Raw genomic sequence first — 25,137 nt, 5'->3', positions numbered from 1 at the left:
TCTGTACTATTGCCGCCAAACAAACCACCGGCGCCACCGAACACTCGTGCAATTAGTCACGAATGAGAAAGTCGTACAAATCCTCAATATCGGCCACACCCCGCAGCTCATCCACCGAGGTGTACGACACACACCGGATCGCCTTATGGAGGGCATCCAAATCGGAATCCAAGATCACCGGAATAACCTCCGGTTCCGGCAGATCAGGAAGCTCCCTCCCCCGCCAAAATAGTTCGGGATCATTGCTATTGCCTTGCGCCACCCCCGCCGCGACCCTAGTCAGCATCTCATGCAGACGCTCCAAATTCACGCCACGAAGTGCGAAAATGCGTTCGGGCACGGCCTCGATTTGCTCGGCGACCACCGCGGCCACGGCGATCGCGTGCTTACACACCGGCGAATAATCGGGGCAATCGCAACTGACCATCACCTCTTCCGAACGCTCCGCAATCAAGGCGCGCACGATCTCATCGGGCAGCTTGCCCGAACCCGCGAACTTCATCCCATGCGGCAATTCCGAAATGGTCTTTAACACGGCCGTGATATCGTCCGCGCTGCGATGCGGCAACGAGAGCACGACCGTAAACGGTACATTTTGGGAGCCCGCGACGCGGGCCTCCACCCGCCCCTTGAGAAAGTGCAACTCCACCACATGCCCCTTACGAGCATATGTTCGCCCCCGCGATAGGCGGCCAGCATCCGTGTGGGCCGCCAACGACTCCAAAAGGATGCGCGCGGCAAAAGAGCGCGTATCTTTTCGCGCCTTCCGTTGCGGGGCGCGGTCGTCGGAAATCTGCGGCCCGCGCCCGAAATTCGCATAAATAACGTTGTCCACGACGGTGCGTCTGCGGCTCACTTGGCATCCTCCTTCCCGCGATAGCTCATAAGCTGCATGAGCTGATCAGGGCTCAGCTCCGTGATCCAGCCCTCGCCTTGGCGGATCACCGCCTCCGCCAGCCGAAGCTTGCCGTCCAGCACGTCCTGGATCGACTCCTCCAGCGTACCCGTGGCAATCATCTTATAAACGCGCACGTTTTTATCTTGCCCAATGCGATACGCACGGTCCGTGGCTTGGTTTTCCACCGCAGGATTCCACCACCGATCCATATGCACAACCACGTTCGCGCCGGTCAAGTTCAGGCCAGTGCCGCCAGCTTTCAGCGAAAGCAGCATCACCGGCGGACCGGACGCACCCTGAAACTCCGCGATCATCGCATCGCGCCGAGCCTTGGACACCCCACCATGCAAAAACGGGACCTGCGTGTCTAAGCGCTCGGCCAAATACCCCTGCAGCAACTTGCCGAAGGCGCGGTATTGGGTAAACACCAAGACGCGCTCCTGGCGCTCCGCCGCCTCGTCCAAGATGCGGGTGAGCTCCTGCACCTTCCCGGAGCGATGCCGCCCGCGCAGCACCAACGGGGAATCATCGCCCAGATAATGCGCCGGGTGATTGCATATTTGTTTGATGCGCGTGATGGTGGCCAGGATCAGCCCCTTGCGGCTTACCCCTGCCGTGCGCTCGATCTGCTCCTCCACATTGTCCACGAGCGCCTTGTACAGCGCGGCCTGTTCCGAAGTGAGATTAACGTAGACGATCTCCTCATTTTTCTCCGGAAGGTCGTCGATGATCGCGGGGTCGGTTTTGAGCCGCCGCAGGATAAACGGCGCGGTGAGGCGCTGCAAACGTTCCGCGATCACCTCATCCTCCTCGCGTTCGATAGCTTTGGCGAAGTGATTGCGGAAGAACGACGCGCTCCCCAGGATCCCCGGATTGCAAAAGTCCAGGATGGAACGCAGCTCGGATAGCCTATTTTCAATCGGCGTCCCCGTGAGCGCCATGCGTTGCCGCGCCGGCAAGCTCCGCGCGGCGCGCGCCACCTTGGTCGAGGAATTCTTAATCTGCTGCGCCTCATCCAGCACCACATGTTCCCATTCCACCCGCTGGAGCAGCGGAAACTCGCGGCTCAAAATCCCGTAGGAGGTGATCACCAGGTCCGCCTTCCGCGCCTGCGCGCAGAATTCATCGCCGCTGGCGCGTTGCGTGCCGTAGTGGACCATCACCCGCGCGTCCGGGGTGAAGCGCGCGGCCTCCGCGGCCCAGTTATTTACCACGGAGGTCGGCGCGACGATCAGGGTCGGGGCCGTGGAACCGCACTCACGTTCTACCGCCAGCAGGGTGAGCAATTGGAGTGTTTTGCCCAGGCCCATATCGTCTGCAAGCACGGCACCAAGGTTTTGGCCGCTCATCCACAGCAACCAATCCACGCCGCGGCGCTGATATTCGCGCAGCTCGGCGCGCACCCCGGACGGTATCGTGACTCGGGTCGGCGCGGGCACGGCGCTGTTATCCTCAAGTTCGCCAGCCAGTGCGAGATGCCAGGTGCTGCCGGCATAGTCCACGGGCTGGGCTTCGGCGTGGGCCAAGGCCAATTCGCGCAACTCTGCGATGGTCACCTCACCGATGCCATCGTGCCCATGTTCGATTGCCGCTTCGAGTTCCGCCACGCGGCGTTCCAGCTCGGCAACCTCCGCCGTCTCCGCCGCCCGCGCCCGCCGCAATTGCGCATACAGCTCCTTTAACTCCGCGTCGCGCCGGCGTTTGGAGGTCGCCGCGAGCTGGTCCACATAGTGCGTGACCTTGCGTAGCGATTCCGCGTCGGCGATCACCCATTCGCCCCGCAATCGAACCAGCCCGGCTTTCGAAGCTATGAGCTGTTTCATCTCCGCCTCCGTGAGCTCCTCCCCGCCCAGGCTCAGCCGCCATTGAAACCCGACGACCTGCTCAAAACCCATTTTTACCTGCGTAGACGCCACCGCCGGATCGGTTACAGGCGCGATGTCCAAGGTGGCGTTCAGCTCATAACGCGACCAGCTCTTCGGCAGCATGACCGAAAACCCGGCCGCCCGCAATCGGGCCACGTCTTCCGCGAGAAAACCCTGCAACTCATCCGTGGTCAGGTACACATCCCAATCACCGACGGTCCCCGAGCGTTCCTCGCCAAGCAATGTCAGCGCGTGTTCGGCGCGCTCGCCGCGTTCCGGTGGCTGCGCCACGCTACCCCCAAGCGTCGCCGCGATCTCGCATAAATCTTCGTATTTTTGACGCAGCGGCAGTAGCACATCAGTATCAATACTATCGGTGCGCACAGGCACCGGACTGCCCACGCCAAAGCGCACGCGGATCCGCACGGGCCAAAATTCGGTGTCCAACGTGTCGTCTCGCGCGGCCTGCTCCACCACCACGACAAGTTCCGCAGGTATGTTCGCCGCAGAGTCCTTCCACACATTCAACGCATGCACAAGACGCGCACTCCCATTACGCAGGGGCGCGTTGTTGAGCAGGGCGTGCGAAAATTCGTGCCAAGGGGCGGGGCGCGGGGCGTCGACAAGCTCCTGCAATATCGCTGAAGCGATCCAGTGCGGCAGCTCCTCGGCGATATCCTCCGCGACGGCCGCCCCGCAATTGCTGGCCAGCACACCCGGTAACGCGCTGGTCATGGCGGCTAACCATGTGCGTTCGCCGCGCCCTTCCGCAAGCTGCCATTGCGGCCACCATTCGCCATCAAGCCAGCGCACCCGCAACGCCACACGCCCCGCTCGGACATACCTTTCCAGCCCGCGATACATTCGAACTAACCAACGAAGGTCCGGCGCAATCGTGTCGCGCTGGCTTTTCGACGCCGCGGGGCTCACCCCGTCCAACACCGCCAGCTGTCCGAACACCTGTACCGCCTGTTCGGGGCTTAACGACGCCGTGGGAATGCGCAACTCCACAAACTTACCGCTGGGCGTTTGTAACTGGACCCGGACCCAATGGCGAAACTGCTTCTCCCGGAGCTGCGCATCAACCCAGGGCGGAAATGTACCTTGAGGTACCTCATCGGGGGTAACTACGCGGTGTCCTTCCACCTGCTCAATCCAAAAATGCAGGCCGCTTTCCCGCAGCCACAATCCATGGAGCAAGTGGGTAACCATGACTTCTTTTGTACCAGCACACCCACGTCACCCCCCATTTTGCAAAGTTACGGGCAATGGCTAGCCAAAGAACTGTGAGAGGCGATACATTGAACCGGCCAAGTACTTTGAATTCACAAACATCACCTCACAAGGAGGCCGCGTTGACGCAGCATACATGGTTCATCGTAGCCATTGTTATCTATATGCTCGCGATGCTAGCAATCGGATACTGGAGCTACCGCCAAACCGATGAATATGATGACTACATGCTCGCGGGTCGCGGGCTCAATCCGTTTGTGGCCGCGCTATCCGCAGGCGCTTCGGATATGTCCGGTTGGCTCCTTATGGGCCTGCCCGGCGCGTTGTTCGTTACTGGGTTCTCCGAACTCTGGATCGCAATCGGCCTGCTGATCGGCTGCTGGGCGAACTGGAAGTGGGTGGCGCCGAGGCTGCGATCCTACACGGAGATCGCCAATAACTCCCTGACGGTCCCCTCCTTTATGGAAAACCGCCTACACGACAAGACCCGCGCGCTGCGCATCGTGTCCTCCTTGGTCATCCTGGTGTTCTTTACCTTCTACGTGTCCTCCGGCATGGTTGCCGGCGGCAAGTACTTCGAGTCTTCGTTCGACGGCAACTACCTCGATGGCATGCTGATCGTGGCCGCCGTGACCGTGGCCTATACCTTTATCGGCGGCTTCCTGGCGGTGTCCTACACGGACGCAGTGCAAGGCATGATCATGTTCCTGTCCCTGATCATCGTGCCGCTCATGGCGCTCTTCGCGCTTGACGACCCATCCTCGATCTGGACCTGGGCCGCCTCCAACCCCTACGGCCCGCACCCCGAGGGCAACCCGAACTACTTCTCCCTGATCTCCGGCGTATCCGTGGTGGCGATCATCTCCAATATGGCGTGGGGCCTCGGCTACTTCGGCCAGCCGCACATCATCGTCCGCTTTATGGCGCTGCGCACCCCGCAGGAAGCCCGCAACGGCCGCTTTATCGGCGTCGCCTGGATGTTCTTCTGCATCGCTGGCGCCGCGGCCGTCGCCCTTATTGGTACCGCCTTCTTCGGCCAAAACGCCGAATACGTGGTCACGGACCAAAAGTCCTTTGAAACCATCTTCCTTGACATGGGCCGCATCCTGTTCCACCCGCTGATCGCAGGCCTCGTGCTCACCGCCGTGCTCGCCGCCATCATGTCCACCATCTCCTCCCAGCTGCTCGTGGTCGCCTCCGCGCTGGTCGAAGACCTGTACACCATCGTGGTGAAAAAGAAGCCGTCCAGCCAGCTGCTTATCAACCTCTCCCGCACCGCCGTGGTCGGAGTCGCCCTCGTGGCAGCCCTGCTGGCGATCAGCCCCAACGATTCCATCCTCGGCCTCGTGGCCTTCGCCTGGGCAGGCTTCGGCTCCGCCTTCGGCCCGCTGGTCATCGCATCCCTCTACTGGCGTCGCCTTAACTACCAAGGCGCCATCGCCGGCATGGTCGTCGGCGCCCTCGTCTCCTTCTTCTGGGGGCAATCCGCACTCGGCGACGTCATGTACGAAATCGTGCCGGGCTTCCTCAGCGCAGCCATCGTCATGGTGCTAGTCTCCCTGGCCACCAAGCCGCCCGCAGAGGAAATCACCCAGGAATTCGACAAAGCCGCAGCCATGGCAAAATAATTCCACCCCCCGAGGGAACCAACCAGTGCCTCACCCACGTCTAAGAGGGTATGAGGCACTTTCCCGTTGGGCACGCGCTGGTGGTACTTACGCTGCTTATGGTCGCGGCGTCGATAAGCAATACGCCGGGGCCAAGCACACCCCTTGCCGCCACGCTGCCGCAAATCCGCAGCGTAGTGCAACGAGCAACCGTACTCGGATACGAACGTGAACAATTCGGGCCCGGATGGGCGCACCACGCGGGCGGCTGCACCACCCGCGACCTCGCCCTCCGCAACGCGCTTATGGGTGCGAACACATGTCCGGTCACAAGCGGCACCGGGACGGACCCCTACTCCGGAAAAACCATCGGCGTCACCGAAGGCGAAGACATTGAACTCGACCATATCTATCCCCTCCGCGCAGCATGGGACATGGGGGCATACGCATGGACGGCACAACAACGCGTAAAGTTTGCCAATGACCCCCGTAATTTGATCGTCGCCAGTAAAACCCAAAACCAGGCGAAATCAGACGCGCTGCCCTCCGAATGGATGCCACCAGCAACAACCGCCCGCTGCTGGTACGCCCGACGCGTCGCCGAAGTCGCAGCCGCATGGCAACTCCCACTCGCCGAAAACGACCTTGCCACCATGCACAACGCCTGCCTATTTCGCGAACTTGTGCCAAGCCAACTAAGGTTGCCCGGTGAATCACCACCACCCTAAGAAAGGTACCAGCCCCAAGTGGACCAAATCATGCTCATCCTGCACGTCATCGCGGCAATCCTCTTCCTAGGGCCCGTGACCGTAGCAACCTCCACCTTCCAAGTCCGCGCACTGGAAGCACACCGCGGAAACGAAGCCTCCCGCGGATCCGCCACCGTACTGCACAAAATCAGCAACACCTACGGGCTATTGTCCCTGCTCGTGCCACTACTCGGATTCGGCGTACTGTTCTCCGACATCACCTTCCTGAAAGAAGGCCGGATGCACGCCTCCATCCTGATCACCTTTATCGCCTGGGCGTTGCTATTCTTCCTGATCCTGCCGCGGCAAAAGAAAATGATGGCCGCGCTTGGGCTGCTTGACGAAGACGACATGCCGAGCGAGCCCGTAGAAATAGCCAACTGGGACAAAGCAAAAAGCCAACTCGCCATTTTCAGTGGAATCTTCGCAGCATTATGGCTGGTCATCGCCGTGCTGATGGTGATCTAGGACGCTGACCGACTGGTGGGGTTTCGGGGGTTTTGGGGGATTTGGGGTTTGGGGGCTTGGGTCGGGTTGTGGGGCGGATGTGGGGTTTGGGGCTCGGGGCTGGGCGGTTCAGGCAGGTTGTGGGGCGGGGATTTTAGAGCAAAAAATATCGGTAGACAACGTTCAGCTCTGGACATGGCGGCGGCGGAATAAGTTGAGGGAACGTACCGCGCCGGATCTTCCTCATGGGGCGGCATTCGAGTCCAATTTGGTATTGGGTGAGCGATTTTCGAGAACGCATCCGAGAACGCAATGCGGCCACAATGGGTCAAAGCAATGCCCCATAAAGTGTGATGGATATATAATCCCTATCCGATATGGGTTTGAGCGATGCAGCTCGAGCCCAGCACACATTGCCGCCTTGCAGATTGGGGTAGCCTATCTTCAGAAACCCCAAGGTACCGGCCAGAAAGCTAGGTTATGCCACCGACTCCGGGCGCGCCTCCCCAAATCGCCGACTCCGAAGGCGAAAATTGGCCGTGGAGGGGCTCGCGGAATGGGTTGCGCACTTCACATGAAGTTTTTTACACACGAAACGCGAATTCTGTGTAATTTTCATCATCCTGGGCGCCCTCAGGCCATCGCCGCGATATTTTTTACACAGATTTCGGGATTTTGATGTAAAAAATATCGGTAGACAACGTTCAACCCAATAGGTGCCACACAACCGAATGGGGGCCTTGGGGCGTTTAGGGGGTATAGAGACATGGGCACGCCCATTAAAGTGTCTTAAAACGGAATTATTTGTCGTGCGCTACTGGAAATATGGCGCAGGTCACTTCGCGCCAACTTCCTCACCACTCTCTGAGAGCCATGTCGGAGCGCTCCCCCGCCAAGGCCTGGCCCCCGCCAAAGCCAATCAATAAAAAGACGCCAGCAGTCAGCTCCCACTCGACCTCATTTTCATAAAGGCGAGGGAGCCATTGCTGGCGTAATCAAAACCAGTGCTCAATCAAAACCTGTGCTCAATCAAAACCTGTGCTCAATCAAAACCGGTGCTAATGCGAGTGACCGGCCCGGCCATGCCGACCCTTCGGCTGCTGATACCGTGGTACCGCATTCATCGAGCCCAAGTTAGACAAATCCTGTTCCCGAGGCGGCAAATCGGATCGTTGCCGACGCGCGCGCACGTGTTCGAATCGTGATGGGTATTCCGGATTCATGATCGGACTGTCCTGCGGCATTGGCATCTGCCAAGGCAGCGAATCCGGCGGGATACCGTCCGCAATCGATGCTGGTTGGGGTGTAGGAACATGATGCTGCCGCGGGTCCTGCGGCATCGGCATCGGTTGCGGAGCGATCGGCGCATACATCTGCGACGCTGGTTCCGGCTCATCCATCCAAGCTGCGGGCTGTGGATCATCCATCCAACCAGCGGGTTCCGGCAGGGGTGCTTCCTGGGCCGTCGGTTGCTGGGGCGTATCCACTTGCGCGAAATGGTCCGGGATCGCACCCGCTGGTTCTGGGGCTCGATGGCCGTAGTCAACCTCAGGGATCACCCCGGCTGGAGCAGCGCCAACCGGCCCGGCGGCGTCAAAACCCGCCTGGCCAGCACCAGCCGAAACGCCCTGACCAGCGGAAAAGCCGCCACCCGCCTGGCCAGCGCCAACCGGAACACCCGCCGGACCAGCGCCAGCCGAAGCCCCACCCGCCGAACCAGCACCAGCACCAGCCTGGCCAGCACCCTCCGGAGCCCCACCAACCGCCCCAACCGGACCAACCCCACCACCAGCTCCCCCGCCTTTCCCCGCCTTGTCGCGCACGACCACCCTGGCGAGGAACTTTGCGCATTCGGATTGGGCGCGCTCGAGGGGGCCTTGGCCGACGGCGACGCTCCAGAAGAAGCCGATTGCCATGGCAGTAAACACTTGGGCGAGGCACCAGGAAATCGGGTATTCGGACACGCTCTTAAAGGCGAGGAACACGAGGTGCAAGGTGTAGAGCGTCAGCGTCATGGATCCGGCGCGTTCGAAGGGGATGAGCAGCATGGGCACCACCCGCTCGGCCAACAAGTAGCACGCCAGTGCGAACGCCGCCAGCGCTCCCGAAAATATGACCGAAGCGATGGTGTTCAGGTGCGGCCCGTCGGCAACCTGCCACCATAGCGTGGTCGAGGGCACCTCGCCGCCCAAACGCAGGGAGTCCATGACCTGGTCTGCGGTGTATCCGGAGCTCGCCGCCACGATCCGATCGAACCCGTGGAAGGTGGTCAGCAGCATATCGGAGCCGATAGCCACCACGCCGATGACGATCCCGCTATACACGCCGAGTTTGATTTGCACCTCGATATTGGTCAGGTCCAGCCGCCCGATGGCCATCCCGAGCAGGATAAAGGCGATCCAGGTGATGGCCGGGTAGACGCCGGTAAACACCATGTTCATCAGGAAGGTGCCGGGGTCGAGGAAGACGGCCCGCAGGTCGGCGGTGCTTTCCACTTCCAGCATGCTTTCGGTCCGTTCGGGATAGCTGCCGGAGCCGAGCACGATGTAGCGCAGCAGGGAGCCGACGATGGCCATGCCGAGCGACCAGATAAACAGCGAGCGCGCCCGCAGCCCTACGAACGGGATGGCGAATAGGAAGAAGAAGGCGTAGTACGGGAGGATATTGTAAACGGCGAGCGGCAGGAAATTGAGGGTGACGCCGAGCAGCAGCACGATAACCGCGCGGAAGAAGATATTCACGCGGTCGCGCCAGAGTTGCCGCCCAGTGTGGACATTGTGGAATCCGGTGATGATCGCCAGTGACACGCCCGCGAGGGTGGCAAAGAGTGCGGCGGCGTGTCCTGCGAAGAGTTGGTATGGGACGGTGACGGATTGCGTGCTGTTGTCCCAGGCTGGGAGCGTGTGCACGCTGATCATGCCGAAGAGTGCGAAGCCGCGTGCGGCGTCTATGCCGCGTATCCGCGCCCGTGCTTTTCGACGCCGCGGAGCTTCCGCAGGCTGCCCACCGTTCCACACCGCACGGGGTTGCCGTGGTCCGGGTTGGGGCCGTGCCCCAATTGGGATGTCCCCTTCTGGTACGAGGGGACCGTTATCAGGATTAAATGGCATTGTTTGATCTCACGGGGTGAATCAGGTGTGTGCGACAGTGGTGGTCGGGCCTGGTGCTTCGGTGGGGTCGGTGACGGAATCCACGGGGTGCACTGGGTTTCCTTCCCACACGCTGTCTGCTGGTATTTGGTCTTGGCGCAAAATGAGTGACGCCGGTCCGATTGTGGTGCGGTCTCCGATGGTGGATCCGGGGAGCACGAAGCTGGCGGGGCCGAGGGTGGCGCCTTCGCCGAGTATCACGGTTTCTAGCGACATCACCCTATCGTGAAAAAGGTGCGTTTGCAGCACGCAGCCACTATTGACGGTGGACCTGTCTCGCAATTCGATAAGGTCGAATTCCGGCAGCCACCACGTGTCGCACCATACATCCTTGCCGATCTTGGCCCCCATAAGGCGCGCCCACATATTGAAAAAGGGCGTGCCCAGGCTGAGGAAGATCAGGGTTGGCACAGCGAGGTACTCGTTGAAGTTATCCGAAAGTTCGTTCCGCCACACAAAGGAGGAGTGCAGCTCCTTATTGCCGGGCCGGAATTTGCCTACAATCAGCCATTTCACCGCCACGGGGACCAGGCAGGACACGGTGTAGCCGAGCGCCACGATGGGCCCGGACACCAGCACGGCCAGGGCGAAGCTGGTGAGGTTCATGCCCAACTCCACATAGATGCTGGTCATGGCGTACACGATGGCCAGGTCGATCCAGAAGGAGATAAAGAGCGGCACCAGCCGGCACGATTCCACCACCGCGCGTGCTACCCGCAATCGCAGCGGGGGCCGGAAGGTAAGGTCCGAATCGGCCCCCACTTTTTGCCGCGGGATTGAGCTCGCGGTGCGCCCCAACCAGGAGGATCCGCTGAGCGGGTGATAGGGCGCGGTGGACAATACGGCAAGGAGGGATTCGCTGGGCATGTCGCGGTCGATGCCGACGATAGCGGAATTGCCCACAAAGCTCTTTTCCCCCACCGTGGAAGAGCCGATGTGCACCCAGCCGTTACCGTAGCGGGGCGGGCAGGCCAGGGCGTCGTCAGCCAAAAACGAGCCGTCCTCGATGGTGGTCAGGTGCGGGATCACCACAACCGTGGAAATCTCCACGCCCTTACCCACCTTCGCCCCGCACATGCGCATCCACGCCGGGGTCAACCAGGAGGCGTAAATAAAGTAGAAGGACTCCAAAGCCTGCGCCATCAGCGCAGTGGTCAACCACAACGCCCACGCCGTAAACGAACCCTGCGGGTAGAAGCCAGGCTTAATCACCGTGGCCAGCAGACGGACCGTCGCCGCGATCAGGCACAGCCAAATCGCCTGCTGCAGGACGATCAAAAGGACCGTCCACAGGGCAAGCTGCGTAAACACATCGTGGTAGGACGGGGTGCCCAGGATCCCAGACAGGCCCGCCACCCACACCGCGCCCGGCACGAAAGCAATGGCCGGCATCAAGGTGATCAGCAACATGCCAATGGCGTACAGCACCATCGATTCGAAACGGTACATAAGCCCCAGCTGCTGTTGCTGGTTGGGATTTTCGGCGGGCCAGTTTTGGTTCGCGGGGCCAATGACGCGCATGGGGGCACCCTCATACATGGTGTCCGCCTCCGCGACGCCGCGCACATGGGAGCCGGGCAGGATTTCCGCACGCTCCCCGATCATCGCGCCCGGGGACACCGTAGAACGCATGCCGACGCGCGCGCCAGCGGCGATGTCGATAGCCCCGACGTAGATGTGACCGCCGTCAATCCAATATCCGGACATCTCCACTTCGTCTTCGATCGCCACATCGTCGCCAACCGTGGTCAGGCCCGTGACCGAAAGCGAAGAATTCAGGGCCGTATTCTTGCCCACCTTATTGCCCAGCATGCGATACAACACCGGGGCGAACGGGGTGCCATTGATGCTGTTGTGGTTCTGGTAATTAAAAAACCGCTCCGCCGCCCAAATGCGCAAATGTTCCGGGCCGCCGCGCTGGTACACGCCCGGCTTAAGGTTAAAATTCAGCGCCCTGGTGACCGCTGCGGTAACCAGCATTTTGCCGAAGGGGGCATAGGTGAAAAACCAAGCCACCAGCAACGGTAAGAAGGGCAGGTGAGGGACCCACGCGGCGTCGCCAAACGCCGCCAGCGCCCAGACCACAATGAGGGCGCTCACCGTGTACCGTACGCCCGTGTATGCGTTCATGCCCAGAATCCAGGCACCCTGAAACACCTTGCCCGCAAACGGCAGCGGGCCGGGCATCTCACGCGCCGTCACCGAACTGGCCAAAGACGCGAGGTACGTGCCCATGGACGCCAAGGTGGGATTCTTATACAGCTCCGCAATATCGGCGGTAGGGTACGTTTTGCGCAGTTCGGCGGCAAGCTTAGCCACCGCCACCGAGGAACCGCCCAGGTCAAAGAAATTGGAATCGGGATCGAGGCCGATCGGGCCGAGCTGGTCGGTCCACGCCTTGGCCAGGAATTGGAGGTGGGCGGGGACCTGGGAATCATCCTCACCCGTGCCGGCGGGCAACGGCCACGGCAACGCCTTCCGGTCCACCTTGCCGGAAGTCTTTGTAGGCATCTCCTCTAACACGCACAACACCGGCACAATGCCACCAGGCATCGTAGCAGCTAATTCGGTGCGGCACTGCTTTAAATCTATGGTGGTGTTTTCCTCCGCCACGAGGTAGCCCACGAGGACATCCGAACCCGCCTGCGTCTTATGCTTCTGTGCGGCTCCTATGCGCACATTGGTGCAGGCCGTGAGCTTATCATCAATCTCGCCGAGCTCAAGGCGGCGGCCGGCGAACTTAATCTGATCATCCGCGCGGCCGGCAAACACTAAGCCCTCGCGCTCGGCTTTCACAAGGTCGCCGGTGCGGTAGGCGCGCTCCCAATTCATCGCGGGCAGCGGCGCATACACCTGCCGGTCCTTCTCCTTATCTAGGTAGCGGCCAAGGCCCACGCCGCCGATAATCAGCTGGCCGGTCTCGCCCCACTCGACGAGCTCCTCCTTATCATTGACCACCACCAGCTGCCAGCCGGGGACGGGGCGGCCGATGCGCACCGGCGGCGTCGGGGACACTAGGTGGCCGGAAGCGATCACCGTAGCCTCAGTTGGGCCATAGGTATTCCAAATTTCCCGGCCGGGGGTGTGCAAACGTTCGATTAGGTCGTATGGGAGGGCCTCGCCGCCGAAAATAAGCAAACGGATCCGGGCTAGGTCCTCGTTGGACCAAAACGCCGCCAAGGTGGGCACCGTGGAAATCGCCGTAATGCGCTTTTCCACCAGCCAACGGCCCAGCACATCGCCGGAACGCACCGTATCACGGTGCGCGGCCACAAGGGTGGCGCCGGTGCGCCAGGCCAACCACATTTCCTCACAGGAGGCATCGAAAGCCACGGAAAGGCCCGCCATCACGCGGTCCTGCGGGCCCAGCGGGGCGTCCAGCAGGTACATCCGCTGCTCCGCATCCACGAGCGCGGCCGCCGAGCGATGCGTAATAGCCACGCCTTTAGGCTTTCCCGTGGAACCCGAGGTAAAGATAATCCAGGCATCATCATCCAGAGTGGGCAGGCCGGTATCTACCGTCGCCGGATCGGGGGCGTTCACCACCGCTAGCGACAGCTCCGCACCGTAGACCACGGCCACGCTCGCCTCTTCCCACACCGTATTGGCGCGGGAATCCGGATCATCCCAATCCACCGGCACGTATGCAGCGCCGGCGAAGATGGTGGCAAGGATGGCGATATACAGATCGCAGGTGCCGGATGGGACGCGAATCCCAACCCGATCACCCCTGCCTACCCCCATGGCGTGCAATCGTTCAACTTGCTCCCAGATTCGCCCCTCAAACTCCCTAAAAGTTAGGGATTCTGTGTCGGACTCCATACCCACCGCATCGGGATACGCGCGGAAAGTCGTTAACGCAATATCAACGAGGGTGCGCTGTTCCGGCTCCTGTTCGACACCAAACACGGCATAACGTTCATGGTCGGAAGTCGAAGAAAAGGAAGGAACACCTGAAGGGATCAAAAGAATCCTCCTAATGTTTGCCCACAATATAAGATAAAAATTTAAGCCACTCTTAGCTATCAGGGTTAGATCGAAGCTAATTGTACCGCTATAGTATAGCTAAAATACAGCAAGGAGAGTCAGGACGAAGTGACAAGTGGAAAATAGTCGTCTCGCCGTATATCGCGCCCTGGGTTTAGTGGTAGGGCTTATAATTTTGCTCACCGCTGGGGCTTATCTATTCTCTGGAAACCCCAGCGGATCCAACTTTGATGCGGATGCCCCCTGCACACAATGGGGGCTTGACCACGAGGATCCCCGCGCAAAGCCGGGGGACGTATCTACTCAAGACCACCCGGCATTTGGCGCAAAAGAAGATAGTGTACGGCTCAACCAGCAATTTGAGTTCGAAGGTATCAAAGGGCGATATCATTTATTCGCCAAAGACATCGATCACACAAAACCCGTAGGAATTGTCATTCGCTTACACGGCGATGGTGGATTCGAATTTTCCTATCCGAATAACCTTCCGAATTGTTTAGCATCAGTTGCGCAATCATACAACATGGTGCTGTTAGCACCTGAGTCACCGGTGACCTCGGAAAGCAACGAATTGACGTGGTGGAAGGATATACCAACAAAACGGAAATGGGTTTTAGCGTTGGTTCAGGAGCAACTGGAACAAATCAAAAACGTCGACCGCAACAAGATTTGGTGGATGGGCTATTCCGGCGGCGCGGAATTCATATCCTATGGCCTGCTCAACCACCGCACGGACTTGGTGACGGGCGGCACGATCATGGTCGGCGGCGGTGGTGCCCCCAACGAGCAGCAGCTGCGCGACCTAGACGATGCAGTACGTAAACAGGTCCCCCATTATTGGGTGGTGGGCACCGCGGATGATGGCTCCGACCCAAAAACCCCCTTTAACGCGCGCCGAGCCGCAACCCTTGGCGAAGAGTTCTATCGAACACATGGTTTTACTGCGACGTCTCGCACAGAGTTGCAACACATTAATCATTTGAATCTGCCGCAGGCCGCAATATTAGACCGCTCGCTCGACGGCACTTTGCCGCACGATACTCGCCCGTACGCGAGTGACGACGCCCCGCAGCCCCCACGCCCGGCGCCCCCGCTTGAGGACCAGCCGCACAACGCCAACCACGACGATGATCCCGGATTGAGCATTCAAGACGGCAAGGATGGCGACCACGGCCGACATCGGATGCGCCGACATCACCACGACGACGATCACGAATGACCCACAAGTCGCACCAGTCACAATAGCAACTCTGGTTACATGCCATGAACTGCCGTTTCCCTGGTGCACACCTCTTAAATTTGAAGAACTGTTCGATTCAGATCTGATGTATCGGGGGTATCCAAAAGGGGGATTGATGCTGCGACAACCATCTATTTGACCAGCTCAATATTTAGCCAGCAACCTAAGTAAAGGGTCGGCTTACCTTAATAGAAGGTTAACGTGTACCTTCCCGTTAGGTTAGCGTTCACTTAGTAAGCGCTCACTGTTGTACCACTCCCCTCACGACCTTGGAGCACACCCAGTGAAGAAGACTCTCCGCCTGCCCGCAGCGGCACTCGCAACTTCTGTAGCACTGAGCGGCCTCGCCGCCGTCACCCCGGATTTCTCCCCAACCGCAAACCTCAATGTGCTGGCCACCGCGCAAGCGCAGAGCAGCGATAGCATCCCGGATATCTACCACATCCAAAAGGCACCGGATGCAGAAGACTACAGCGCCGAGCTCAACACCTTCCTGCGCATTTCCAAGGCGCGGCACCTGTACCACTCCGCCTCCTACGACCAAAAATACGAAAACTACTTCAATGCCCCGCAGTCCGTTCGCGACGCCGCCGACTTCTCCCAAGATGCATGCTACGCAGCAAAGAGCCGCGTCGCTCTGGCCATCCTCAAGGCCGAAGGCAATGAAGAGGCCCGCAAGCTCGACATCACCAAGGTAGGTTTCGACGCCGACGTCACCGCCGCCGCCGTGAAAGTCCTCGGCGCGGCCACTGAAATCGCCCGCCAAAAGGCGCTATCCGACGATCCCGACCAACAGGCTTGGGCCAAACGCCACAAGTTCTTCGATGAAGGATTCGGCCGCCTCAAGGACCTGAATGCTGCAATCATCGCAGGCACGCCGGACGCCAAAGAAGCCGATGCGTTCTCCGTGGTCGACTGGGGTGTTGCCCAAACATTTGTAAAGAAGGCCGAGACAGACAATGGTTACACGCTCGCTTCCCTGACCGGCATCTCGCTGTACAGCCCTCCGCTACCCAGCAAGTTCGATCCGGCCGCAGCCAAGGAAGTAGCCCGCCAAAACGAAGCCGCCTTGGCTGAAGAATTCGGCCCCATCACCGCACCGGGCTCCTCCACCCCGAAGCCGGGCGAGGGTGAGACCCCCAAGCCGGGCGAAGGCGAAACCCCCAAGCCGGGCGAAGGCGAAACCCCGAAGCCGGGCGAGGGCGAGACCCCCAAGCCGGGTGAGGGCGAGACCCCCAAGCCGGGTGAGGGCGAGACCCCGAAGCCGGGTGAGGGCGAGACCCCGAAGCCGGGCGAAGGCCAGAACACCGACAATGCCTCCGCTGCTGCTTCCGCACAGGAAGCTAAGGATGCTGCGGACAAGGCCAAGGAGGCCAAGGAAGCCGCCGAGGCCGCCGCAGCCGCTGCCGCAGCGGATGCCGCAAAGGTAGCGGAGGCCAAGCAGGCCGCTGCCACCGCGAAGACCGAGGCCGATCGTGCGGAAGCTGCAGCTACTCGCGCTGAGAAGGCTGCTGAATCCGCAAAGGCAGACAAGGCAGCTGCCGAGCAGGCTCGCGATGCAGCACAGGCCGCCCAAAAGGCTGCTGAAGCGGCGCAGAAGGCCGTGGAAGAAGCCCTGAAGAAGGTTCCGGCCGGCAATGAGACCCCGCAGCCGTCCAACCCGGGCACCGATAACTCGGCGGAGGCCAAGAAGGCCGCCGAGGATGCCAAGAAGGCTGCAAGCGAGGCAGAAGCAGCAGCAGCGCAGGCTGCGGCGGATGCCAAGAAGGCTGAAGAGGCAAAGGCTGCCGCAGCTAAGGCTGAGGAAGCCGCCAAGCGGGCAGAGGACGCTGCCAAGAAGACTGAAGATGATTCCGCAAAGGCACAGGCAGCTGCCGAGAAGGCCGCAGCGGATCGTGCTAAGGCTGAAGAGGCTGTGGCTAAGGCCGCCGCCGACACGGAAGCCGCCAAGAAGGCTCGTTCCGAGGCCGAAGATGCCAAGAAGAAGGCTGACGAGGCTTCCGCAAAGGCCCAGGACGATCTGAAGGCTGCCGAAAAGGCACGCGCGGACGCTCAGGAAGCTCAGAAGGCTGCCGAGAAGGCTCAGAAGGCCGCCGAAGAGGCCGCCAAGAAGGCTTCGAACGGCTCCCAGACGGATACCGGCAAGAAAGACGAGAAGAAGCCCGAAACCAAGAAGAATGGCTTCTACGGTTTCTTGGAGCGGATCCTCGGCTTCTCCGGCATCGGCGGTTTGCTGATCACCATCCTGAAGAGCCTGGGTTTCCTCCGCTAAGAGCGCGTAATTAATACCGCATAACCCGAACTCATTCCCCCGCATCGATTCTCGGTGTGGGGGTTTTCATTGCCCGCGCGACCGAAGCCAAGCGCTGCTTATCCCCCAACCCCTCGCTTATACATAAGGGTGTGAACACCCTCCGCAGCAATCGCAATGACCACTGCGGAGGATCCCGCTTTTCTAGGCCCAATTCCCAAATACGCGGTATCCACAGATTAACCTAATCAAGCACCAATAACAACACAAGTAACACCTGCCCCTAACTTCACTCCATTATCGCTGGTACACAGGGGTTTTCACCCGCCCCATTCAATACCCCCAGTCAAGAGACCCCGTGTGCGTATCGACGCCGCGAACCCCCGCCCCGCCCCAAACCCCACCCACTGCGCGCATTACGGAGGCCATCTCTCATCCAATAGATCCTGCGCACCCCTGGGCGGTGCCGAAGACACCAAAACCGCCTGGAGGGGCACACGAGTTATCCCTCCCGCCAACGACCGGACAAACCCCGCCGGTCAGCCTCCAAGCTGCACAGTTCTCACACGACAGTCCGTGAAGAATGCGTTGGGCTTCGTCATCATGTTGCTGCGAACACCAGCCCACGAACCTCCGCTCAGGCAGATTCGACACGCGGGGGTGCTCGGAGTCATGTTTTCGCAGGAGCACGAAACGGCCGTGTCAGATCTGCCTGAGGCAAATGTTGCGGGGCCCATGATTCGAGAAAGTTCGAACGTTATTGCCCGGGATTGCTCTCCCGGCAGCTTCCGCCGATAGGTTGTGTGCAGCCGTTGACCTGCGATCGTCCGGAATTTCTTCATTAGGGTGGTCAACGAAGAATAAAAAGACCATTTGCAGCGTTTTTGGCCAAGATTCGTCCGGAATTTCTTCGTAAGACCCCCGAATGAAGAATAGAAAGACGAGCCCAGGTCGGCGGTTGCGCGCAACCCATCGCCGGCGTGATTTGGAGGGTTGAAGCGGCTGCCAAGCTCCGCGCTCAGGCAGATTCGACACGCCGAGACACTCGGAAAGTTGCTTCCGCAGGTGGGCGAGACGGCCGTGTCAGATCTGCCTGAGGCAGATTTTGCGGGGCCCATGGTTCGAGAAAGTTCGAACCTTATTGCCCGGAAATACTCCCGGCAGCTTCCGCCGATAGGTTGTGTGCAGCTCCGGATAGGTTGTGTGCAGCCGTTGACCTGCGATCGTCCGGAATTTCTTCATTAGGGTGGTCAACGAAGAATGGAAAGACGAGCTGCGGGGTTTTTAGGCCAGATTCGTCCGGAATTTCTTCGTGAGACCCCCGAATGAAGAATAGAAAGACGAGCCCAGGTCAGCGGTTGCGCGCAACCCATCGCCGGCGTGATTTGGAGGGTTGAAGCAGCTGCCAAGCCCCGCGCTCAGGCAGATCCGACAGGGGCGAATGGTTCGAAAAGACTCAAGCTGTGCGCGGGAGGTAAGGGATGCGGCGGCTGGTGCTGAGGCGACACCAAAGACACCAAAGACACCGAAGACACCAAAAACCGCCGCCTGGAGGGAGTACACGAGTTATCCCTCCAGGCGGCGGTCGAACAGGTCGAGAAAACCTTGCCGGTTAGTCTTGGTCGCCACCCCGGTCGTTGCGGCGGTAGCTCCGATCGCCACCACGGTCACGGTTGCGGAAGCTCCGATCTTCGCGTTCGCGCTTGCGGAAGCCCCGATCACCGTCGCGACCACGGTAGCCGCGATCTTCCCGACGCCCACCACGGTAGCCGCCGCCATCACGTTCGAAACGCCCCTGGCCCTTACGGAAGGACGCTGGGCGGCCCTTCGGCGCACCCGGGTCGGGTTCGATATTGATCAGCTGCCCAGAGATGCGGGTATCCTCCAAGGCGTCGAACACTTCCTGCGGCAGGTCCTTCGGCAGTTCCACCAAGGTGTGATCCACGGCAATGCTGATCCGGCCGAAGTCGCGGGAGCTCAGCCCGCCCTCGTTGGCCAAGGCACCGACGATGGCACCGGGTCGAACGTGCTGGCGCTTGCCCACGGCAAGGCGGTACACGGCCATCTCCTTGCCGGAACGATCGAACCGGGTCGGCGCATCGCGATCAAAGCGATCACCGCGATCGCGCTCAAAGCGATCCCCACCACGGTCCCCGCGATCCCCGCGATCGCGCTCGAACCGGTCCCGGCGCCGATCCCCACCGCGATCCCCACGATCGCGATCCCGGCGGCGCTCCGGCGGCGGCTCCTTCATCAGGAATTCGTCGCCGGCCTGCGCCTGGCTGGCCAGCGCCGCCGCAATGTCTTCGAGCGGAACGTCGTGCTCCTCGGAGTACGCCTTTACCAATTTGCGGAACACCGCGATTTGGCTGTCTTCCAGGGAAGCGGTGATGGCGTCGGCGAATTTAGCTTTGCGGGACTCGTTGACCTCATCGACCGTCGGCAAGTCCATTTCCACGAGCCGTGCGTTGGTGGCGCGCTCGATGGAACGCAGCATACGGCGTTCGCGCGGCGTCACAAAGAGAATTGCCTCGCCGGAACGCCCAGCGCGGCCGGTGCGCCCGATGCGGTGCACGTAGGACTCGGTGTCGTGCGGAATATCGTAGTTGAGTACGTGGCTGATGCGCTCCACGTCCAGCCCGCGCGCGGCAACGTCGGTGGCTACCAGGATATCCAGCCGGCCATCCTTCAGCTGATCGACAGTACGTTCGCGCTGAGCCTGGGCGATATCGCCGTTAATAGCCGCCGCGGAGAACCCCCGCGCGCGCAGCTTTTCGGCCAATTCTTCGGTCTCGTGCTTGGTGCGCACGAACATAATCATGGCCTCAAACTCTGTGACCTCAAGGATGCGGGTCAACGCGTCGAGCTTATTGCGGTGCGCCACGGACAGGTAGCGCTGCGAAATATTGGTATTGGTCCGCGTCTCGCTCTTTACGGTGATTTCCGCGGGCTCGGACAGGTATTGCTTGGAAAGCCTGCGAATCGCGTTCGGCATGGTGGCGGAAAACAGCGCCACCTGCTTCACGTCGGGGGTGTCCGCAAGGATGCGTTCCACATCCTCCTGGAAACCCATGTTCAACATTTCATCGGCCTCGTCCAAGACCAGGAAGCGCAGGCCAGAAATGTCTAGGGAGCCTTTTTCAAGGTGGTCAATCACTCGACCAGGTGTTCCCACAACGATATGGGCGCCGCGGCGCAGCCCGGAAAGCTGAATGCCGTACGCCTGTCCGCCGTAGATGGGCAGCACGTTCAGGCGGCCGAGGTGATCGGCAAAGGATTGGAACGAGTCAGCGACCTGCAGCGCCAGCTCGCGCGTGGGCGCAAGCACGAGCGCTTGGGGGGCCCGCACGGAGGGGTCGATGCGCGCGAGGATAGGCAACGCAAAGGCGGCCGTTTTACCGGTGCCGGTTTGCGCCAGGCCCACCACGTCGCGGCCCTCCATGAGAACCGGAATTGTTTGCGATTGGATAGGGGACGGAGTTTCGAAGCCCACCTTCTGGATTGCGGAAAGAACTTCCGAGGGAAGACCGAGGTTTTCGAAACCTTGCGTGGAGCCGGTGTCCTCAGAAGTATTCGCATCCCTGATGTCTTCGGCAGCAGCGGCTGCCCCATCCTGCGAAGTTTCCTGAGATTCCGACGAAATGACGTTGTCCGGCTCTTCTACGCCGCCGGTGACGTTATCGGTAATGCTCATTGCCCGTCCACGTTACGCTATTGCACAACTAATCGTAAAACCGGTGTGACCAGCATCCTAACGCGGCACGCATTGCCAAAACCGCCACTCCCCCGCTTTTCGACGCCCCCCGCACACCGATTGCGCACAATGTCGGCGCGTGGGGGTACGAACGTGGGTAGCCCTAGCAGGGCCTTTGCATCCTCTGCCCCTGATGCGCCCCCAACAGGCAACTCCTAAAGATAATCTAAGTTGATCTTAACAAGGGCCCACCAGCCCAAAAGCAGTCCTGGGGATGCAAAGGAAAATCGCGGATGACGGATGGTATTGACGTGCTCGACGAGTCGGAAGTTCTCTTAGCCTGCGAGGACATAGAAATCTTTATTAGGGGCGGATTGTCCATTGATGCTGCGGTCGCACGGCTATCCCGGGCGCTTGGTGAAACGCCCGAGATTTCGGCCGCTGAGAAAATCATTCGCCGCAAGCTGAGCGATTCCGGCCTTTCCGGGACGCTCAGCGAATACATCACGGCGATCTATGATCCCGAGGAAACGAAGTCTTGGTACGGCGGCCCGAACCTGGCACTAGATACCTATTGGCCCCCGGTGCGCTCCAATATCGAAACCGCCATTGGCAAGGCCGTGGATTCCGTCGATGTCACCTCCACCGCCATTATCCAATCGCTGCGGCAGGCCAACGGCACGGATTTCTTTAACCTCAAGGGCTTGGTGGTGGGCTATGTGCAAAGCGGTAAAACCACGAACTTTATGTCCGTGATCGCTAAGGCCGCCGATGTTGGATACCGCCTGATCATTGTGCTCACGGGCATGACCGAGAACTTGCGCGTGCAAACTCAGGCCCGCCTAGAGCAGCAGCTGATTCTGCACGATCACGGCAAGTGGCACCGGCTTACTACCGTGGATCACGATTTTTGGGGCGATGATAATCCACAGCGCTTAAAGGACCCGGAAACTCGCTTTATCGCGGTGGTAAAGAAGAACTCCACGCGGTTGCAGGCGCTCAATAATTGGATCAATAGCGCGGGCATGCTGGGCGATTCCTGTCCGATTCTGGTGATCGATGATGAGGCGGACCAGGCCAGCATCGATGTGTCCCCCCGCGCCAAGGGCCGCCGTTCCGCCATTAACCAGCAGATTAGTGACCTTTTGGATCGCAAGAAAACCGTCTATATCGGTTACACCGCCACCCCATTTGCCAATGTGCTGATCAACCCGAACAAGACGGACGACCTCTACCCCTCCAATTTCATTCACGTATTGCCAAAGCCGGAAGGTTACTTCGGCGCGGAGGCCCTGTTCGGCCGCGATCCGCTCGATGGTGAAGAGAAATCGGATATGCATGGCGATGGCTACGACATGATCCGCATTATCGGGGAATCGGAAGTGGAGAAGATCAAGCCGCCATCTTCCCGCAAAGATTCCGCGGACTGGACGCCCGAAATCGATTTCGGCTTACAGGATGCGATCCGCTGGTTCATCATGGCCACGGCCGCCCGGTGGGTCCGCGGCGATGAACGCGAGCACTCCTCCATGCTGATTCACACCTCGATGCTCACCGACCATCACCTAAGCCTCGAGATGCTGGTCCGAACAGAGCTCAACGAGCTGCGTCGCACAATCAAGGCCGACACGATTCCTTATTCCTGGGTAGAACAATGGAACAGCGAAACCGCCACCGTTCCCGCCAGCGAGTTTGATTTGCCCGAGGTCAGTTTCGAACAAATCCGGCCGCTGATCCCCGAGGTGCTGGAGAAGACCCGCGTGATCATAGACAATGCGGAGTCGGATGACCGCCTGATCTACACCGACGAAAATCCGGAAACGGTGATCACTATCGGCGGTAACACCCTTTCCCGTGGTCTCACATTGGAAGGTTTGGTCGCTTCGTACTTCGTCCGTCAGGCAAGCGCCTTCGATACTTTGTTGCAGATGGGCCGGTGGTTCGGTTTCCGCAACGGCTACCAGGATCTCCCCCGCATTTGGATGCCTGCGGAACTCGCGCTTTGGTTCCGCGACCTCGCACTGATCGAGGCTGACCTACGCCAGGAGCTTGCCTGCTACGCCCGCGAACGCTACACGCCGATCGAAGTGCAAGCGAAGATCCGCAAACACCCTGCGATGATGATTACCGCACGGGCAAAGATGCAGGATTCCATTAAGATGACCGCCAGCTACTCCGGCCAGCAGGTGCAAACGGTGCGGTTTAAGGCAGGCGACAAAGAATGGTTGCAGAACAACCTGGATGCCACATGGGATTTTGTCTCCGCACTCCAAGAGGAGGGGGTCGCCTCCGAAAAGTTGGATAACGGCACCACGGTGTTCCGCAACGCCTCCACCGATCTTGTCATGGATTTCCTTACCAACTACTTGTTCGATGAGGGTTCTCGCCTTGAAAATCGGCGGAAGACTCTTGTCCAGCAATACATCCAAGAAGAATCCGAGGCCAAAACACTCCGCAGGTGGAACATTTCCTTCTTCGGGTTGGCTAACGAGGCGCAGGGTACTCGAGAAGTCGGCCCCGGCCTGCAGGTACACAAGGTACGCCGTTCGAAGCTGGAGGATCACACCACCACGAACGCGCAAATTAGAGCTCTCGCCGCCCCGCTGCACCGCCTAAACGATCTCCCGGTGGACAATGAAACCCGGCACCAAATCATCGCCGATGCGATCGCGGAGATTAAGAAAAATGAAACAAATAAGGATGCAGTGATCCGCGCTGCGCACGATAAATACGCTGGCAATGGCACGGCGCACCTCGCGATCTACGTGATAGATAAGGATTCCAAGGCCCCGGCGCAAGCGAAACGACAAACGCCGTCCTCCCGTTACGCGAGCAATAAACCGCCGCGCGTGGATCTCAATGCTGTCGATGACATTATCGGCATTGCCATCTTCTTCCCCACCTCGGCGAACCCTGGGTCAGGTGTGGAATATGTAACAGCGGTGGAAGCTGATGCGGAAACCCGGGCGGCGTACGAAGCCATGGACGACGAATTTGATAGCGCCGAATCTGTGGACGATAAGAGGCTCAAGGATGAGGCCAGTGACCGAACCTAGGCCGCTACCTTCTGCGGAGTTATTTCAGACGCTGTATACCCGGGCCGCATCCGGCGAGAAATCGCCGTTTACTCGGTTGATTCTCCCCACTGGGGTGCTCAGTGCCATCGGGCGCATCTCAGCGTTTATTAATGATGAGCGCGGCATTGGGCTGCAAATCCCAATGACCGAGGAAGTCGCACAAAAGTTCAGTACTGACACGAGAAGTCCGAGTTTGGTGCTTACGCGCGACACGTATCGCGACCAAGCCTGCGCACTAATCACACTCAAGGAGCCTGCGCTACGCTCGGTATTCGAAGTCTTTTGCGATGATTTTCTGATGAAATCCATGGCACAACCTGAGCAGGCAGCACTCACCGCATCGGCACTTTTAAAGCGTTGGCGGAATCTTTTTTCAGCCAGTAGTGCTAAAGTGCTAACCCCAGAAGAAGAAACTGGGCTGATTGCGGAACTGGAAGTGTTGGAACGATTATTGCAGGAGCGAGGAGAAATCGCCTTCCTCCGCTGGACGGGGCCAGATAAAGCCCGGCACGATTTCAGCTTCGACGACGTGAGCATTGAATGCAAAGCCACGCTTCAGAAAGATGGGCTGTTCATTACTATTCATGGAATTTCCCAGCTGGAGCCCGCACACGACATCCCGCTTCGTCTAATTGTGCGAAAATACGAATCGACGCCGACTGGCGATATTACGCTTCCCGGGCTTGTGGATCGCATTGTTAAGCACCCACACGTCTCCGGGCCAGAGCTTTTGAACCAGTTAGCCGAGATCGGATACTCGCACTCCGGCGAAGCAAGAGAGGACAATAATCGGTATAGATTCTGTGAACAACATACATTTGATGTGACGGACGAGTTTCCCCGATTACTTCAGGTAGGCCCGTCCGATCGAATCCAAAACATTAAATACACCATCGACCTCTCCTCCCCCTCCGAAATCCCCGGATATAGGAACGACTAG

12 protein-coding genes are annotated in these 25,137 nt (G+C 59.7%); 7 read left to right on the top strand and 5 right to left on the bottom strand.

Going from position 1 to position 25,137, the window contains the following annotated elements:
• Nucleotides 1-52: 52 nt before the first annotated feature.
• Together CCANI_RS05360 and CCANI_RS05355 are read right to left on the bottom strand one after the other, a co-directional pair.
• Entirely contained in the window at nt 53-856 is an 804-nt protein-coding gene (locus tag CCANI_RS05360; RefSeq protein ID WP_146323270.1) for an SWIM zinc finger family protein, read from the bottom strand.
• On the bottom strand, nt 853-3,975 hold the full coding sequence (locus CCANI_RS05355) for a DEAD/DEAH box helicase (protein WP_146323269.1): 3,123 nt from the start codon (nt 3,973-3,975) through the stop codon (nt 853-855). The genes CCANI_RS05360 and CCANI_RS05355 overlap by 4 nt, the downstream gene beginning before the upstream one ends.
• A gap of 143 nt (nt 3,976-4,118) precedes the next feature.
• Between CCANI_RS05355 and putP the strand changes: the two genes are divergently transcribed.
• The 3 genes from putP to CCANI_RS05340 are packed head-to-tail and all read left to right on the top strand — an operon-like array spanning nt 4,119 to nt 6,820.
• Nucleotides 4,119-5,624: a sodium/proline symporter PutP gene (gene putP, locus CCANI_RS05350; RefSeq protein WP_146323268.1), complete on the top strand. Its 1,506-nt coding sequence runs from the start codon at nt 4,119-4,121 to the stop codon at nt 5,622-5,624.
• Between the two features lie 50 nt (nt 5,625-5,674).
• Nucleotides 5,675-6,331, top strand: a complete 657-nt coding sequence (locus CCANI_RS05345) for an HNH endonuclease family protein (RefSeq protein WP_146323267.1) — start codon at nt 5,675-5,677, stop codon at nt 6,329-6,331.
• 18 nt (nt 6,332-6,349) lie between these two features.
• Nucleotides 6,350-6,820 carry a DUF2269 domain-containing protein gene (locus tag CCANI_RS05340; protein WP_186750013.1) on the top strand — a complete coding sequence of 157 codons (471 nt, stop codon included), beginning with the start codon at nt 6,350-6,352 and terminating at the stop codon, nt 6,818-6,820.
• Nucleotides 6,821-7,857: 1,037 nt separating this feature from the next.
• On the opposite strand, the gene CCANI_RS05335 is transcribed toward CCANI_RS05340, so the two are convergent.
• Together CCANI_RS05335 and CCANI_RS05330 are read right to left on the bottom strand one after the other, a co-directional pair.
• Nucleotides 7,858-9,909, bottom strand: a complete 2,052-nt coding sequence (locus tag CCANI_RS05335; RefSeq protein ID WP_146323266.1) for a heparan-alpha-glucosaminide N-acetyltransferase domain-containing protein — start codon at nt 9,907-9,909, stop codon at nt 7,858-7,860.
• Between the two features lie 21 nt (nt 9,910-9,930).
• On the bottom strand, nt 9,931-13,914 hold the full coding sequence (locus CCANI_RS05330) for a Pls/PosA family non-ribosomal peptide synthetase (RefSeq protein ID WP_246118147.1): 3,984 nt from the start codon (nt 13,912-13,914) through the stop codon (nt 9,931-9,933).
• 544 nt (nt 13,915-14,458) lie between these two features.
• Between CCANI_RS05330 and CCANI_RS05325 the strand changes: the two genes are divergently transcribed.
• Both CCANI_RS05325 and CCANI_RS05320 read left to right on the top strand, forming a co-directional pair.
• Nucleotides 14,459-15,154 (top strand): hypothetical protein, encoded by a 696-nt coding sequence (locus CCANI_RS05325; protein WP_290211543.1) that lies wholly within the window; start codon nt 14,459-14,461, stop codon nt 15,152-15,154.
• 304 nt (nt 15,155-15,458) lie between these two features.
• The gene (locus CCANI_RS05320) at nt 15,459-17,447 is read left to right on the top strand and encodes a hypothetical protein (protein ID WP_146323264.1); all 1,989 of its coding nucleotides are present in this window, start codon (nt 15,459-15,461) and stop codon (nt 17,445-17,447) included.
• A 1,591-nt stretch (nt 17,448-19,038) separates the two neighbouring features.
• On the opposite strand, the gene CCANI_RS05315 is transcribed toward CCANI_RS05320, so the two are convergent.
• The gene (locus tag CCANI_RS05315) at nt 19,039-21,120 is read right to left on the bottom strand and encodes a DEAD/DEAH box helicase (RefSeq protein WP_146323263.1); all 2,082 of its coding nucleotides are present in this window, start codon (nt 21,118-21,120) and stop codon (nt 19,039-19,041) included.
• A gap of 293 nt (nt 21,121-21,413) precedes the next feature.
• On the opposite strand from CCANI_RS05315, the gene CCANI_RS05310 reads away from it, so the two are divergent.
• Complete coding sequence (locus CCANI_RS05310) at nt 21,414-24,176, top strand: Z1 domain-containing protein (RefSeq protein WP_146323262.1); 2,763 nt, start codon at nt 21,414-21,416, stop codon at nt 24,174-24,176.
• Entirely contained in the window at nt 24,163-25,137 is a 975-nt protein-coding gene (locus CCANI_RS05305; RefSeq protein ID WP_186750012.1) for a PD-(D/E)XK motif protein, read from the top strand. Before CCANI_RS05310 ends, CCANI_RS05305 begins: the two co-directional genes overlap by 14 nt.

Source organism: Corynebacterium canis, assembly GCF_030408595.1.
Taxonomy (GTDB): Bacteria; Actinomycetota; Actinomycetes; order Mycobacteriales; family Mycobacteriaceae; genus Corynebacterium; species Corynebacterium canis.
The sequence above is the reverse complement of the archived record's forward strand: the minus strand, read 5'-3'. Positions and strand labels throughout refer to the sequence as shown.

What these genes read in the sequence shown, in the direction of transcription:
- CCANI_RS05310 (WP_146323262.1), top strand. Translation starts at nt 21,414, where the DNA reads ATGACGGATGGTATTGACGTGCTCGACGAGTCGGAAGTTCTCTTAGCC.
- CCANI_RS05325 (WP_290211543.1), top strand. Translation starts at nt 14,459, where the DNA reads ATGGTGCTGTTAGCACCTGAGTCACCGGTGACCTCGGAAAGCAACGAA.
- CCANI_RS05335 (WP_146323266.1), bottom strand. Translation starts at nt 9,909, where the DNA reads ATGCCATTTAATCCTGATAACGGTCCCCTCGTACCAGAAGGGGACATC.
- CCANI_RS05345 (WP_146323267.1), top strand. Translation starts at nt 5,675, where the DNA reads ATGAGGCACTTTCCCGTTGGGCACGCGCTGGTGGTACTTACGCTGCTT.
- CCANI_RS05315 (WP_146323263.1), bottom strand. Translation starts at nt 21,120, where the DNA reads ATGAGCATTACCGATAACGTCACCGGCGGCGTAGAAGAGCCGGACAAC.
- CCANI_RS05355 (WP_146323269.1), bottom strand. Translation starts at nt 3,975, where the DNA reads ATGGTTACCCACTTGCTCCATGGATTGTGGCTGCGGGAAAGCGGCCTG.